The organism is Curtobacterium uvaldense (assembly GCF_028307415.1).
Taxonomy (GTDB): Bacteria; Actinomycetota; Actinomycetes; order Actinomycetales; family Microbacteriaceae; genus Curtobacterium.
Genome location: NZ_JAQMHU010000003.1, coordinates 136,967 through 151,955 on the forward strand (window position 1 = coordinate 136,967; position 14,989 = coordinate 151,955).

Annotated in this window: 12 protein-coding genes; 1 reads left to right on the plus strand and 11 read right to left on the minus strand. The window is 74.0% G+C overall.

All coding sequences use genetic code 11. The features are described from left to right. Nucleotides 1-24: 24 nt before the first annotated feature. The 6 genes from PIJ49_RS03270 to PIJ49_RS03295 all read right to left on the minus strand — a co-directional run bounded on the left by PIJ49_RS03270 (nt 25) and on the right by PIJ49_RS03295 (nt 6,116). Nucleotides 25-600 carry a cysteine hydrolase family protein gene (locus PIJ49_RS03270; protein WP_066654586.1) on the minus strand — a complete coding sequence of 192 codons (576 nt, stop codon included), beginning with the start codon at nt 598-600 and terminating at the stop codon, nt 25-27. Further along, nucleotides 597-2,045: a purine-cytosine permease family protein gene (locus tag PIJ49_RS03275; RefSeq protein WP_271825776.1), complete on the minus strand. Its 1,449-nt coding sequence runs from the start codon at nt 2,043-2,045 to the stop codon at nt 597-599. Before PIJ49_RS03275 ends, PIJ49_RS03270 begins: the two co-directional genes overlap by 4 nt. 47 nt (nt 2,046-2,092) lie before the next feature. Continuing rightward, complete coding sequence (locus PIJ49_RS03280; protein WP_271825778.1) at nt 2,093-3,427, minus strand: M50 family metallopeptidase; 1,335 nt, start codon at nt 3,425-3,427, stop codon at nt 2,093-2,095. Between the two features lie 145 nt (nt 3,428-3,572). Beyond that, nucleotides 3,573-4,658, minus strand: coding sequence for a 1-deoxy-D-xylulose-5-phosphate reductoisomerase (gene dxr, locus PIJ49_RS03285; RefSeq protein ID WP_066654590.1), 1,086 nt, complete (start codon nt 4,656-4,658; stop codon nt 3,573-3,575). Between the two features lie 3 nt (nt 4,659-4,661). Then, on the minus strand, nt 4,662-5,633 hold the full coding sequence (locus tag PIJ49_RS03290) for an FKBP-type peptidyl-prolyl cis-trans isomerase (protein ID WP_271825779.1): 972 nt from the start codon (nt 5,631-5,633) through the stop codon (nt 4,662-4,664). Nucleotides 5,634-5,639: 6 nt separating this feature from the next. Then, nucleotides 5,640-6,116, minus strand: a complete 477-nt coding sequence (locus PIJ49_RS03295; RefSeq protein ID WP_066654593.1) for an OsmC family protein — start codon at nt 6,114-6,116, stop codon at nt 5,640-5,642. Nucleotides 6,117-6,186: 70 nt separating this feature from the next. Between PIJ49_RS03295 and PIJ49_RS03300 the strand changes: the two genes are divergently transcribed. Next, nucleotides 6,187-7,179, plus strand: a complete 993-nt coding sequence (locus tag PIJ49_RS03300; RefSeq protein ID WP_271825781.1) for an asparaginase — start codon at nt 6,187-6,189, stop codon at nt 7,177-7,179. 25 nt (nt 7,180-7,204) lie between these two features. Here PIJ49_RS03300 and PIJ49_RS03305 read toward each other — a convergent pair whose 3' ends face one another. The 5 genes from PIJ49_RS03305 to PIJ49_RS03325 form a co-directional block, all read right to left on the minus strand. Continuing rightward, the gene (locus PIJ49_RS03305; protein WP_271825782.1) at nt 7,205-8,056 is read right to left on the minus strand and encodes a hypothetical protein; all 852 of its coding nucleotides are present in this window, start codon (nt 8,054-8,056) and stop codon (nt 7,205-7,207) included. A 109-nt stretch (nt 8,057-8,165) separates the two neighbouring features. Further along, a complete protein-coding gene (locus PIJ49_RS03310; RefSeq protein WP_271825783.1) occupies nt 8,166-10,079 on the minus strand; it encodes a zinc-ribbon domain-containing protein in 1,914 nt (637 codons plus the stop codon). Further along, the gene (locus tag PIJ49_RS03315; RefSeq protein ID WP_271825785.1) at nt 10,076-12,592 is read right to left on the minus strand and encodes a transglutaminase domain-containing protein; all 2,517 of its coding nucleotides are present in this window, start codon (nt 12,590-12,592) and stop codon (nt 10,076-10,078) included. Before PIJ49_RS03315 ends, PIJ49_RS03310 begins: the two co-directional genes overlap by 4 nt. Next, nucleotides 12,589-14,001, minus strand: coding sequence for a DUF58 domain-containing protein (locus PIJ49_RS03320; RefSeq protein ID WP_251155052.1), 1,413 nt, complete (start codon nt 13,999-14,001; stop codon nt 12,589-12,591). Before PIJ49_RS03320 ends, PIJ49_RS03315 begins: the two co-directional genes overlap by 4 nt. Continuing rightward, nucleotides 13,998-14,969, minus strand: a complete 972-nt coding sequence (locus PIJ49_RS03325) for an AAA family ATPase (protein ID WP_066654604.1) — start codon at nt 14,967-14,969, stop codon at nt 13,998-14,000. Before PIJ49_RS03325 ends, PIJ49_RS03320 begins: the two co-directional genes overlap by 4 nt. Nucleotides 14,970-14,989: the final 20 nt, after the last annotated feature.

Genomic DNA, 14,989 nt, shown 5'->3' on the forward strand with positions numbered 1-14,989 from the left:
TGACTCTACGCGCTCCCGGTGACGTCACACCTGGTCGGTGACCAGGTCCGCCCCGCGGTCCACGACCGTGATGAGCGGCCCGTACAGCCGCATGAGCGCGAGGGCACGCTCGTGGTCCTCGTCGCTCGCGCCGGCGCACGCGTCGGCGACGACCGTGACGGTCGCTCCCGCGTCCGCCGCAGCCAGCGCGGTGGACACGACGCAGCAGTCGGTGGACACCCCGGTGAGCACGAGGTGCGGGTGCTCGCCGACGACGGCCCGGAGGCCCGCTCCCCACTTGCCGAACGTCGGCTCGGTGACGACGGGGTCGCCGTGGGCCGTCGCCGCAGCCGAGAAGGGGGCGGTCAGGTCGTACAGGGGGTCGGTGTCGGGCACGAGCGCGAACGACCACTCGCGGTAGTAGGGCACCCACGCGCCCTGCGGGCGCTCGGGCGCGACGAACCGGGTGAACACGGTGCGCCCGGCGAACCGCGGGAGCAGCCGTCGCGTCCCGGCAGCGGCGTCGTCGTACCGCGGTGTCGCCCACGGGCTGTCGCCGGCGAAGACCTCCTGCAGGTCGATCGCGACGAGCCAGGCGTCGGTCGGGACCGTGACGCTCATGCGTCGTGCTCCTGGCGGCGGATCGTCCCCCGCGCCGTGAGCAGCGTGCCGGCGAAGCCGACGACCAGGGCGACGAGGACCCCGAGGTTCGCGTACGCCCAGGCGCCCTCGCGGCCGCCGAGGCCGAACGGTCCCAGCAGGTACCCCTGCCAGTTGAGCCACGCGGGCACACCGTACGTGTTCGTGACGAGTCCCCAGCCGAGCACCGTCCCGAGCACGACGAGGGCGATCGCGGCCCAGCGCACGTCCCCGTAGCGACCGCGCACGTCGTCGAGCTCGCCGTCGGCGTAGGCCCGACGCCGCAACACCACGTCGGCGACGAACACCCCGGCCCACGCGGCGATCGGGACGCCGAGCGTGACGAGGAACGCCTGGAACGGCGAGATGAAGTCCTTCGCGAAGAAGACGACGTACACGGCACCGGCGACCATGAACACGCCGTCGACGCCCGCCGCGACCGGCCGCGGGATCCGCACACCGGCGCTGAGCAGCGCCAGGCCCGACGAGTAGATGTCGAGCACGGCACCGCCGACGAGTCCGAGGATCGCCACGAGGGCGAACGGCACGAGGAACCAGACCGGCAGGATCGTCGTCAGCGCGCCGATCGGGTCCGCGCCGATCGCGGCGTTCAGGTCCTCCGACGAGCCGGCGAGCAGGACGCCGACGACGACGAGGACCGCGGGTGCCAGGGCGCCGCCGAACGTCGTCCACCAGACCACGCCGCCCGTCGAGGACGTCCGCGGGAGGTACCGCGAGTAGTCCGCCGCCGCGTTGACCCAGCCGAGGCCGAAGCCCGTCATCACGAGCACCAGCGCGCCGATGACGTTCTGCGCGCTGCCCGCCGGCAGGGCGCCGAGGGTGCCGAGGTCGATCGAGGGCACCGCGAGGACGACGTACACGACGGTGAGCACGGCGGTCACGACGGTGATGACGGTCTGCAGGCGCATGATCACGTCGAAGCCCGCGATCCCGGCCCCGACCACCAGGGCCGCCACGACGACGAGGGCGACGAGCTTCGTCACCACACCGTCGTCCCAGCCGAGCTCGCGGAACACCGTCGAGGTGGCGAGCACCGCGAGCGACGCCAGTGCGGTCTCCCACCCGACCGTCAGGACCCAGCTGAGGAACGACGGCAGCCGGTTCCCGCGCACGCCGAAGGCCGCGCGGCTCAGCACCATCGTCGGAGCCGACCCCCGCTTGCCCGCGATCGCCACGATGCCGCACAGCAGGAACGAGAAGGCCACCCCGACGACGGACACGATCGTGGCCTGCGCCAGGGAGATGCCGAAGCCGAGGACGAACGAACCGTAGCTCAGCCCGAGCACCGACACGTTGGCGGCGAACCACGGCCAGAACAGCCCGCGCGGGCGCCCCTTCCGGTCGGACTCGGCGATGACGTCGATGCCCTGGCGCTCGACGGCGCGGACCTCTGGCGCGGTGCTCATGCGCCGAGCGTAGTGGGCAGCGCGACCCGCGTGCGCGAGTGGCCGCGCTACCCGAACAGGTTCACGGGACGGACGATGTCGGCGTAGATGAGCAGCGCGCTCATCCCGGCCAGCAGCACCACGACGACCATCGTCAGCGGCATCGACTTCGCCAGGTCGATCGCGCCCGGGTCCGGCTTGCCGACGAGCAGGTACGCACGGCGCTTCACGGCCTCCCACAGCGCACCGGCGATGTGCCCGCCGTCGAGCGGCAGGAGCGGCACCATGTTCAGCACGAACAGGCCGATGTTGAGCGAGGCGAGCAGCCCGAGGATCGTGTACGCCTTGTCGACCACCGGCACGCCGCTCATCGACGAGACCTCGCCGATCGCCCGACCGACGCCGACGACCGACACCGGGCTGTCCTGCGACCGCTCCTGCGCGCCGAAGGCCGCGTTCCAGACGGCGACCAGACGCTGCGGGAGGTCGATGATGAGGTGCGCCGACGCGGCGATCTGCGCCCCGGTCGCGGGCAGCACCGCCGCCGGCGACTGCCGGACCAGCGACTGCCCGATGCTGACACCGACCACGCCCACGCGCTGGGTCTTCGTCGAGCCGTCCGCGTTCTTCGCGACCGTGCCCTGCTCGGTGACGACGTCGCGGGTCGCGAGCTGCGGCGTGACCTCGAGCGTCCGCCGCTGGCCGTCACGCTCCACGACGACGCTGACGCTCTCCCCTGCCGACCGCTGGAACACACGGGACACCTCGGCGATCGTCGGGTCCTGCTGCCCGTCCACCGCGAGCACGACGTCGCCGTCGCGGATGCCCGCCTGCTTCGCGGGCGATTCGGCATCCCCGGCGGTGCAGGTCGTCGCGCTGCTCGTCGGCAGCACGCAGTCGACGCTCGACGTGAAGGTGGTGGTCGGCGCGCCGAACCCGCACAGCAGCACGCCGAACAGCACGATGCCGATCACCAGGTTCATGGCGGGCCCCGCGACCATGACGATGATCCGCTTCCACGGCGTCAGCCGGTAGAACGCGCGGGAGTCGTCGCCGCCGGAGTCGGCGATCTGCTCCGCGCTGGCCTGGCGGGCGTCCTGCACGAACGCGCCGTACATGCCGGTGTTCGTGATCGCGTTCGGCCGGCCCGATGCACGCGGCTTGAGCATGCCGACCATGGAGATGTACCCGCCGAGCAGGATCGGTCGGATGCCGTACTCGGTCTCCCCCCGTCGGAAGGACCAGATCGCCTTGCCGAAGCCGAGGGAGTACTGCGTGACCTTCACCCCGAAGAGCTTCGCGAACGACAGGTGTCCGAGTTCGTGGAGTCCGATCGAGACCAGCAGGCCGACGATGAAGACGACCACGCCGAGGACGAAGAGGAGCACGGATTCGACGGTCACCGTCAGAGGGTACGGGACCCTTCCCATGACGGAGCCGAACGCGCCCTGAGAGGTCTGCCGTGCCTCCCGGCCGGCCTGGAGGCACGGATCACCGTGGGCGCACCCGTCGCGCGACCGCGCGGCGGGCTCGCGACGCCCGGGTGCGTCAGCGGGCCAGCAGGCGGTCCGCCGTCACGCGCGCCCAGCGCTCCGCCGCCAGGACGCCGTCGAGGGAGGACTCCCCCGCGGTGTGCTCGTCGACGACGCGACGGACGGTGTCGACGATGTCGAGGAAGCCGATCGCACCCGCGTGGAACGCGGCGACCGCCTGCTCGTTCGCCGCGTTGAAGACCGCCGGGAAGGTCCCACCCAGCACGCCCACGTGCTTGGCCAGGTCGACGGCGCCGAACGCCTCGGCGTCGAGCGGTTCGAACGTCCAGGTGCTCGCGGTCGTCCAGTCCAGCGGGACCCCGACGCCGGGCACCCGGTCCGGCCAGGCGAGGCCGAGCGCGATGGGCAGCCGCATGTCCGGCGGTGAGGCCTGGGCGATCGTCGACCCGTCGACGAACTCGACCATCGAGTGCACGATCGACTGGGCGTGCACGGTGACGTCGATGCGGTCGTAGGGCACGCCGAACAGCAGGTGCGCCTCGATGACCTCGAGCCCCTTGTTCACCAGCGTGGCGGAGTTCGTCGTCACCACCAGGCCCATGTCCCACGTCGGATGCGCGAGGGCCTCGGCCGGGGTGACGTCGCGCAGGCTCTCCCGTGAGCGTCCGCGGAACGGTCCGCCGCTGGCCGTGAGCACCAGGCGGCGGACCTCCGCGTCGGAACCGGAGCGCAGCGCCTGCGCGATCGCGGAGTGCTCGCTGTCGACGGGCACGATCTGCCCGGGACGGGCGGCGGCCTGCACGAGCGCACCGCCGACGATCAGGCTCTCCTTGTTCGCCAGGGCGAGCGTCGCACCGGACTCCAGCGCGGCGAGCGTCGGACCCAGGCCGACGGAACCCGTGATGCCGTTGAGCACGACGTCCGCCTCGACGCTCCGGACGAGGCGTTCGGCGTCGGCCGCGCCGAAGGCGGTGTCACGGACGTGGAACCGCTCGGCCTGTTCGGCGACGAGGGCACGGTTCGTGCCGGCGGTCAGGCCGACGACCTCGAAGCGGTCGGGGTTCCGGGCGACGACGTCGAGGGCCTGGGTGCCGATCGAGCCCGTGCTGCCGAGGACGACGATGCGACGCCTGGTCGGCACGGGTCAGCCCTTGGCGAGGACGTCGACGACGAAGACGAGGGAAGCGTCCTTCGGGATGCCCGAGCCCTCGGGCGGGTTCGAGCCGTAGGCGTCCTCGGGCGTGGTCACGATGAGGACCTGGGACCCGACCTTCTGCCCGACGAGCCCGGTGACGAAGCCCTTGATGAGCGAGCCCTCGGAGACGGTGAAGGTGGTCGGAGCACCCTTCGACCACGAGGAGTCGAACTCCTTGCCGTCCGCCAGGGTCACGCCCTTGTACTGCACGAGCGCGGTGTCACCGTTCTCGATCGTCGCGCCGTCGCCCTGCTTGAGGACCTCGACCTCGGTCTTCGACGGGGCCGTCGCACCGGACGGGATCGTGATCTCCGGCTCGCCGCTCGCCTTGTCCTCGACCGTGGGCAGCGACGGGTCCTGCGTCTGCGGCGTGCCCGTCGCCTTCGTCGGGGTCTGCGCGACGACGTCCGCCACGACGACGATCTCGCCGCCGGTGTTGAAGCCGAGCGCCGACGACTCACCGACCACCGCGACGCGGTCCCCGACCTTCGTGCAGGCGAGCAGCGCGCCGAAGCCGGTCCCGCCGACGGAGAGCACCTGCGGGTTCCCCTGGTCGAACCCGACCGCGCCGAGCTTCGAGGCGTCCGAGGCCTTGTAGACGGCGTACGACACCTGGGCGAACTCGCCGCTCTTGAGCGCCTTGCCCGAGCCCTGCACCACCGTGGTGGCCTGCGGGGTCTCCGCGCTGAGGCCCTTGTCGAAGGTGACCTTCGGCGCCTCCGACCCGGCGACCGCGCCGGTGACCTCGATGCTCTTCGACGCCGAGCCCGACTCCGGGCACGACGAGATGGGCGTCGCCGTGGCGCTGGCGGACGCGCTGGGCGAGGCCGAGGCGTCACCCGAGCCGTTCCCGGAGCAGGCGGCGAGTCCGAGCACGACGGCTGGGACGATGGCGATCGGGAGCAGGCGGAGACGCTTCACGAGGCCCTATCCTGCCGCACGCACCTTGGTGACGGGCGTGTGGTGGACGGGGAACGCCACCGAGCGCGCGATGAAGCACAGGCGGTTCGCCTCGGCGTGGGCAGCCTCGACGTCCGCGACGCGGTCGGCCTCGAGCACGGTGACGACGGGGTGGAGGGTGACCTCGGTGACCTCGCCGGTACCGTCGCGGTGCACGTCGAGCGAGGCCGTCGCCGTGTCCTCGTAGTCGACCACGGTGAAGCCCCGCTGCACGGCGACGTACAGGTAGCTCATCATGTGGCACTGGGCGAGGGCGCCGAGCAGCATCTCCTCGGGGTTCCACCGGTCGCGGTCGCCGCGGAACGCGGGGTCCGCCGAACCGGCGATGGCGTGCTTGCCCGGCGCCGTGACCTCGTGGTCGCGGCCGTAGTCGCGGTAGCCGCTCGTCCCGGTGCCGCGGTCACCCGTCCAGCGGACGGAGACCTCGTACGTGTGGTCGGTCACGGTGCGCTCCTTCGTGCGTGCTGCTGGGTGCTGGACGTGGCGCCTGCCGGCCCCTCGCTACGATGACGGCATGACGGTGAGCCACGACGTCCGCACAGACCGCCATCCTCTCACCGCCGAGGGCTCCGTCGAGCTCGCGGTGCTGGACCGGAACGGCTTCGACGAGAGCCGGCACGTCGGTGCCGGCGTCGTCGTCGCGGCCGACGGGACCGTGCTCGACGCCGTCGGCGACGTGACGGCGAGCGTGTACCCCCGCTCCACGATGAAGCCCTTCCAGGCCCTCGCCGTCCGTCGCGCCGGCGCGGTCTTCAGCGACGACGAGCTCGTGCTCACGACGGCGAGTCACGCCGGCACCGCTGCGCACCAGGCCCTCGCGCTGCACATGCTCGAGTCCTTCGACCACGTCGAGTCCGACCTGGGCTGCCCGCCCGACCTGCCGTTCGACCGGGCCACCGCCCGCACCATGGACGGCCCGCGGCGCCTGGCGATGAACTGCTCGGGCAAGCACGCCGGGATGCTCGCCGCGTGCCGGGTGAACGGCTGGGACGAGGCGACCTACCTCGACGTGGCGCACCCGCTGCAGCAGCGGGTCCGGGAGACCGTGGAGGCGTACACCGGCGAGACCGTCGACGTCGTCGGCACGGACGGCTGCGGCGCGCCCGTGTTCCCGCTCACCCTGCAGGGGCTCGCCCGTGGGTTCGCGGCTGTCGTCGCCCGTTCGGACTCGGACACCGCGGCACTCGTGGACGCGGTGCTCGACCACCCGTGGGCGATCGACGGTGTGGGCCGGGCGAACACGGTGACGATCGAACGACTCCGGGTGCTCGCGAAGTTCGGTGCCGAGGGCGTGATGGTGATGGGGCTCCCCGGTGGAGCGGCGGTCGCGGTCAAGACGCTCGACGGGTCGCAGCGTGCCGGGACGCTCGCGGCGCTCACGCTGCTCGAGCGGAACGGCATGGTGGACGCCGCGGGCGTCGCCGACGTGCTGGCCGCCACCGGCGAGCAGGTGCTCGGTGGCGGCGTGCCGGTCGGTGCCGTGCGCGCGGGGGCCGGACTGCGCTGACCGCCGGCTGCCCGACACGGCACGGTCACCCTGCGACGAGCTCGTCGACGGGATCCCCGGCCAGCAGCGGGAGCACGGGCTCGAAGGACGGCGCCACGCCGTCCCCGTCGCCGTCGCCGTCGTTCCACAGCCGGCACCCGTGCCGCGTGACCTCGATGACGCGGTCCCGTCGACGCGGGAGCAGGTGGACGCCGGGGACGAGCACCACGGTCGCCTGCACCCTGCCGAGACCGTCGTGGCGCACGGCGACCGCGGTCCCCGTCGGTGTCGGACGCACGCCGGGCGGCGCTCCGGACTGCGGACCCGCATCGGAGACGATCCGCACGCCGGCGTCCGTGCTCCCCGCCGCACCGGCTGTCCCGTCGATGGCGGACGCGGCGAGCTGGGCGCCGAGCGCATCGAACACCGCCCGCGCGAACGCCCCGGTGCCGAGGACGACGACGTGGGACGGCGACCCGGGGTCGGCGCGGATCCGCTCGGCTCGACCGTCGGGTCCTCGTCCGAGCACCAGCCCCTCGACGACGGCGCCGCCGACGCCGACGCCGGAAGCGTGCGGGTCCGGGGTCCACGACGACGCCCCGACGGCGTCGCTCAGCGCGTCGTCTCCGCACACTGCTGGTGCGGCGACTGCTGGTCCGGCGACTGCTGATCCGGAGACTGCTGGTCCGGAGACGGCATCCGTCGGCATGGTCACGACGACCGCGGGCGGAGGATCGGCACCGGTGCCCCGGACCGTCAGGGCGTCGAGCACCGCGCAACTCGCTGCGGCGACGAGCAGCACCGTCCTGGCGACCACCGGGAGGTCGCCGACGACCCCGACGAGCAGCAGCACCACGGCCGAACCGACCAGGCAGCAGCGGGCGACGAGCGGGGACACGGACCGAGACTGACAGCCCCGCGCGTCCGGGTTCGGGCGCACGGGGCTGCTGGTGGAGACCGGGTCGCGGTCGCTGCCCTGTGGAGGAACGGCCGGCTGGCGGTCAGGGCTACTGCACGAGGAAGAACTGCTCCCCGATGTCGACCCGTGCACCGCGCTCCACGCGGTAGCGACGCCCGGCTTCACAGCGGCGGATGCTCCCGTCGATGTGCCGGATCACCGTGCCGTTGCCCGAGTGCCGGTCGGACACCCAGAGGTCGTCGCCGTCACGCCCGAGCTCGAGGTGCGTCTTGGACACCGACTTGCCGGGGTCGTGCACCGTGAGCAGGTCGTCGAACCGCTCGCCCGGCTGCGGTCGGGGCAGCCGGCCCAGCAGGCCCGTACCGTGCACCGCCGTGCGCTCCCCGGTGCTGAAGTGCAGCACGAACGGCGCGTCCGAGGTGGTCTTGACGACGATCCGCGTCTCCTCGACGTCCTCGTCGGGGTCGAGGTCGCCGCTCGACGGCACCGTCGTGGACCCGACGGGCGGGAGGACCGGGCCGGTCGCCCCCGGGATCGGGGGCAGCGGCGCGGCACGCGGGACCGGCGGCAGGTCGGGACCGCCGGCGCCCTGCGCCGAGGACGGCAGGGTCGGCGAAGCGGGAGCAGGCGGGACCGGTCCTCCGTCGTGTGCGCTCCGGTGCCCGCCGGGCGCGGCCCCCTCGTCGTCGGCGAGGTGGCGGCCCGGCCCCGCAGCGGGCTCGTCCGACCGGTCCTCGTGCGCCTGGTCCGCGTCGGGCCGCTCGGCGTCGGGCTGTCCGGCGTCAGGCCGTCCGGCGTCGGGCTGTCCGGCGTCGGGCTGTCCGGCGTCGGACTGTCCGGCATCGTGCTGTCCGGCGTCGGACGCCGCACCGTCGCGGTGCTCGGTGCCCGACCCGGCGTCCTCGGGGACATCCGCTTGCGACGCGTGGCCCGTGGAGCCCCGCTCGGCGCCGCCGTCCGCGGAACCGGGGTCCGAGGGCTCGTCGTCCACATGGATCTCGTCGTCGGCCGCCCAGTCCGGCCGCGCCAGGGGCAGCGGCACGACGGGCCCGGTGAAGGCAGCGGTCACGGTCGGACGGACGGCGCCGCACTCCGCGCAGAAGATGTCATCGGGTTCGAGGGCGTGGCCGCACACCGGGCAGGTGGCCGGACCGTTCCCCGGAGCGATCAGGGGCGTCGGTGCCGGACGACGGTCGACCAGTGGTTCCACGACGGCGGTGTCGCCGGCACGGGGACGTTCGTCGACGGACGGGTCCTCGACCTGGTCCTCGACCGGCGGCTCGGCTGCCGCGCCTCCGCGGCCCACCCACCACGACGGTCGCGACGGAGCTGCCGTCGGCTGCTGTGCGACGGGCGGCGCCCACACCGGGGCCGTCGGCGGCGCCTCGGGCGCAGCGGACGGTGCCTCGGGCACGGGGGACGGCGTCCCGGAGCCGGACTGGTCCCCCGGGGCCGGCGCGAGACGGGTTCGTTCGGTGTCGGCCTCGTCGTCGGCGGAGGACCCCGTCGGGGACGACGGGTACGCGTCGGGATCGAGGGGCGGCTCCGGCTCCGGCTCCGACGCCCCGGACCGCTCGTCCGTGCGGTGCTGCTCGTGCGTCCACCGGTCGTCCCCGACGCGGTCCGACCGACCCGGGTCGACGCCTTCGGGGCGCAGCCACGACGGATCGTCAGCCTGAGCTGCGGGAACGGCCGGGACCACAGGAGCGGACGGTGCGGTGGGGCGAGCGTCCCCGGTCGCGCCGGAGCGCTGCCGGTCCTCGCCGATGAGCCACGCACGGGTCGCGGGGTCGAGCGTCGCCTCGGGCAGCCAGGCCTCGGCGGCGGGATCGGGACGGCGGCCGTGCCGGTCGGGTTGCCGGAGCGGTGGCGGCGGGGTGTCGTCGACGGGCGCAGCCGGCGCGGGCCGACGGTTCGCCGAGACGTTCACCGACCGCCCGCACTCACCGCAGAAGATCGCCCCGTCGGGCAGCATCGAGCCGCAGTGTTCGCATCTGATCACGGTTCGCCTCTGTCCTCACTCGGCCGTCCACGACGCTCGCCGGCCTCCGGCCCATCGTAGTCACCGGCCCCGGGACGCCCCTGGTCGTGGCGATCGGTGCCGGACGGACGCACCGCACCGCTCGGCCTCCGCCGAGTCGCCGGACGGCGTCGACCCCACCACCCGGCGGAGCGGAGGGACCGCAGCGACACGGCCGCCCGCCAGCGCTGGCGCCGCGTGCGGTCATCGGCCAGGCTCGCGATGGCCTCGTCCGTCGCTGACCACATCCGGTCCGCGGTCGCCGCGTCGACCGCCCCGGGTCCGAACACGCTGCGGTCCGCCAGCGCGGCGAGTCCGGCCCCGCCGCGCCCGGGCGCGCCGGCGACCACCTCGCGCCGCGTCGCTGCGCCCGGCACCTCGTGCCCGCGGTCGACCAGCGCGTCCCGGTACTCCTCCCAGGCTCCGGTGACCCGGGCACGCGGTGTCGGGGCGCGGCGTCGTCGACGTCGGCGCAGCCGTTTGCGCAGCAGCACCACCGCGAAGGGCAGGAGGACGAGCGCGAGGAACCCGAGGGTCGCGAGCACCCACGGCAGGGCTGCGAGCAGCACCTGCAGCCACAGCGGCGGGACGGGCGGTGTCTCGCGGTCGCTCTGCGGCGGGGCCTGCTGGTCCTGGTCCTGCTGCTCGACGGGCGGCGGTGGGACGACGGTCTCCGGGCGCGTGACGGGTTGCGGCGTCTGGTCCTGCTCGTCCGGGATCTCGCGGAGGACGGGGTTCGGGTCGAGGGTGACCCACCCCCACTGCGCGGTGTCCACCTCGACCCGCGCGGTCACGTCCGACCCGCGCAGGGTCGTGGCCCCGCCCGACGGACCGGCTGCCGCCGAACCCGGTTCCGACGAGGACCTCCGGACGTCCCCGCCCGGGGTGAACCCCATCACCACCCGCGACGGGAACCCGATCTGCCGGGCCATCAGCGCGGCGGCGACCGCGTACTGCTCCTGGTCCCCGATCATGACCGGCGCGGTGAGGAGCTCCTGGATCCGGTCAGCGCCGTGCCCGGACCGGCTGGCCCGGTCGTCGCCGACGCCGTGGCTGACGTACCCGGTGCTGGTGAGCCACCGGACGGCCGCGACGAGCTCCTCGCCGGGCGTCCGTGCGTCCGCGGTCGTCGACTCGACCCGCTCCCGCACCGCGTCCGGCACCCCGGTCGGCGACGGCACGTCGGCGGTCCCGGGACGCGCCGACGCGAGCTGCTCGTCGTCCGGCTGGTCGGGCAGCACGGCCTCGAGGTCGTAGCGCGTGTCCGTCCCCACCCCGCCGACCACCGCACCGGTCGACGTCGCGCGGTCGTAGAAGAAGGACCGGCGATCCTGCTCGGCGTCGGCCCCGCGGAACGTCACCGACTCCAGGTCGCCGACGGTGGGCAACCACACGCCACGGTAGGCGGCGACGTCCACCCCGACGCGCACGTCGCTGCCGCGCACGTCGCCCACGTCCACGGTCGTGGGGACCCGTTCGAAGGTGCCGGAGGCCGAGGACCCGTCGTCGCCACCCACACGGAAGACGACACCGTCGTACGTGTCGAGGGTCGCGATGCGCACGAACCCGCCCTGCGGCAGCCCGGTGACGCGCAGCTGCGGTGCGTCGGCAGCACCTGGTTCCTCGTACGACCGGAACGCGCTGAGCGGGCTCACCTCGTCCCGCGGGTCGAACGGTCGCACGACGTCGGTGCGCGCGACGCTCCGGCCGACCGTCGGCGGGGCGACCGACCCGAGACCGGTCGCGACGACCGCAGCGGCCAGGACCGTCCCGGTACCGACGAGCGCCGGACGCGCGACGGACCGCCACACCGGCACACGGGCGCCGACGGTCGTCGCCACGGCGACGGCCCGGCGCGCGTGCCGGACCGTGAGCGCCCACACGAGCGCGATCCCGCCGAGGACGACAGCGGTCGCGACCGACAGGTCCAGACGGCTCGGACCGACCACGACGCCCGCCGCGAAGAGGACGAGCGCCGGGATGCTCGCGGTCTCCGGCCGGGAGGCACGGACCGCCACGGTCACGGCCGTCACCGTGGCGACGAGGGTCGCCACGAAGTACGGGACGAGCAGCGACTCGTAGGACCCGACCGGCAGGCTGACGGTGACCAGCCGCTTCCAGTCGAGCGCGACGCCGGCGAAGAGGTCGACGAGTCCGGGTCCGGTCGGCAGCAGCCCCGCCGACTCCCCCGGGACCGCGGCGGGCACCCCGGTCACGGTGAAGACGGCCACGGTGAGGACGCCGACGACCGCCGCCGACAGCCGACCCAGTGCACCGGTCAGCGCGACCGCGGTGCCCGCGACCACGGCGGTGACGCCGGCGGTCACCATCGACCCGTCCCGGTGGACCGGCCACCAGGCGGTGCTCGCCACGGCGAGCAGGAGCCAGACGACCAGGGTGCCGCCGACCGAGCGGACCGGGGCGCGCCGGCGAGCCGCTCGGCGCGTGGCGCGGCGGCCCCTGGTCGGGCCTTCGAGCGGGGGTGCGGCACTCACGCGGCGGCCGCCGTCCGGTGCAACGCCTGGCGGAGGTCCTCGAGGTAGCCGATGGTCAGGACGGTGAGCCCTGCCACCCGGAGCACCCGGGGCTGGGCCTCCGGTTCGCAGGTGACGGCGACGACCTCGACCCCGACGGGGAGGCGCGTGGCGGCGAGCCGGAGCGCGGGGAGCCCGACCGTCGACCCGACGACCAGGAACGCGACGGAGATGCCGGCCGTGTCGTTCCCGACGATCCGGGCGACCTCCGCGACGGGCAGGCACGCGTCGGACAGCCCGACGGTCGCGAACTCGTCGAGCAGACGGGTCGGCGTGACGGTGGCGAGCCGGTGCACCGCGTAGGACGGCCGCTTCGCGTACTCCGACGTGCGCTCGGACACCACGACCGAGACGTCCCGTCCATCGCGGACCGCACGGGCCCCGAGCGACGCGGCGGCGCTCACCGCCAGCTCGAACTCGTCGTCGTCCGCGAACTCGGCCCGACGGCTCGCGAGGGCGACGACCAGGTGCGACCGTCGGGTGTCCTCGAACTGCCGCACCATGAGCGCGCCGGACTTCGCGGTCGACTTCCAGTGGACGGTGCGCGGGTCGTCGCCCGGGACGTACTCGCGGACGGCGTGGAAGGCGATGTCCGCCGGGGAGAGGTCGGTCGTGGCCTGCCCCTCGAGGTCGCGGACGAGTCCCGTGCTCGTCGACGGGATCGCGATCGTCCGCGGGTGGACGATGACCTGTTCGCGGGCGGTCCACACGACCTCGCGCCGCACCAGCCCCACCGGGTCGGCCCGGACGCCGGTGACCGGTCCGACGTCGAGCACCCCGCGCCGGACCGTCGGCACGGGTACCTGTTCCTCGAACACGCCACCCGGGGCGACGGTCGGCACCGCGACGTCCACGAGTCCGTCGCCGACCGGCAGCTCCACCGTGGTCGGGACCGACGGCAACCGGGCCGGGTTCTCCGCGGTGACCACGACGCCGGCGTCGTCGCCGACCGCCACACGGTGCTGCGGCAGACGCATCCGGACCACGAGCCGGGTCCGCCCGACGAGGGCGACGGCGGCCACGACGGCGAGCACCGCCCCGGCGAAGCCCACCACGACGACCTCGCGCAGGCCGAAGCGGTACCCCACGGCGAAGGCGACGACCGTGACGACGGCGACCGTCCAGCCCAGGCCGGTCACCACCGCGGCGACCTCGCCCCACAGACGCCGCACGGTCCTCCAGGCCGTCGCCCATGCCTTCGCGACCCCGACGACGGCGTCGGCGGCGACGCCCTCGCGGTCACCGACGAGCCGGGTGCGCACGTTCGTGAGCCCGGCGACCGTCGTCGTCCGCTCGGCGGCGACGGAGCCGCGACGGGACCTCGTGCTGCCGCGTCGCGTCCTGGTGCTGCCGGGACGGCGGTCGGTCACGACGCCGCTCGGTCGGCGGGCGGCGGGGTCTCGACGAGGAGCTGCGCCACGACGCTGGTGGCGCTGACCCCGTCGAACTCCGCCTCGGCGTCGAGCACCAGGCGGTGTGCCAGCACCGGGACGGCCAGGGCCTTGACGTCGTCCGGCGTGACGTAGTGGCGGCCCTGCACGGCGGCGTACACGCGTGCGGCACGGATCAGCCCCATGGCACCGCGGACGCTGACGCCGAGCCGGACCTCGCTCGCGGCGCGGGTCGCGTCGACCAGGCGTGCCACGTAGTCGGCGATCGTCGGGTCGACGTGGACCGTGCGGGCGAGTGCGGCCATCTCGGTCACGGTCGCTGCGGGGACGACGCTCGGCAGCGGCACCGAGGCGGACGGCGCCGAGGACGTCTCGAGGATCCGCACGGTGGCGGCGTGGTCCGGGTAGCCGATCGAGGTGCGCACGAGGAACCGGTCCAGCTGGGCCTCGGGCAGGCGGTACGTGCCGGCCTGCTCGATCGGGTTCTGCGTGGCGATGACCATGAACGGGGCAGCCAAGCGGTGGTTCACACCGTCGACGGTCACCGTCGACTCCTCCATCGCCTCGAGCAGCGCAGACTGCGTCTTCGGGCTGGCCCGGTTGATCTCGTCGGCGAGGACGACGTTGGCGAACACCGGCCCGCGGTGGAAGTCGAACTCCTGCGTGCGCTGGTCGTAGACGCTGATGCCGGTGATGTCGCCGGGCAGCAGGTCGGGGGTGAACTGGATCCGGTTGGTCGACCCCTGCACGCTCTGTGCCATCGCACGGGCGAGGCTCGTCTTGCCGGTGCCGGGGACGTCCTCGAGGAGCAGGTGTCCCTCGCTGAGCATGGTCGTCACGGCGAGGCGGATGACGAACGTCTTCCCGAGGAGCACCTGCTCGACGTTGGTCACGATCCGTCCGGCGACGTCGGCGAACCAGGCGGCCTGCTCGGGGGTCATGCTCATGCGGTGGGGTCCTCGTTCTG

Bases quoted from the DNA above. Each gene is read 5' to 3' on its own strand.
- PIJ49_RS03275 (WP_271825776.1), bottom strand. From the start codon at position 2,045: ATGAGCACCGCGCCAGAGGTCCGCGCCGTCGAGCGCCAGGGCATCGAC.
- PIJ49_RS03325 (WP_066654604.1), bottom strand. From the start codon at position 14,969: ATGAGCATGACCCCCGAGCAGGCCGCCTGGTTCGCCGACGTCGCCGGA.
- PIJ49_RS03300 (WP_271825781.1), top strand. From the start codon at position 6,187: ATGACGGTGAGCCACGACGTCCGCACAGACCGCCATCCTCTCACCGCC.
- PIJ49_RS03270 (WP_066654586.1), bottom strand. From the start codon at position 600: ATGAGCGTCACGGTCCCGACCGACGCCTGGCTCGTCGCGATCGACCTG.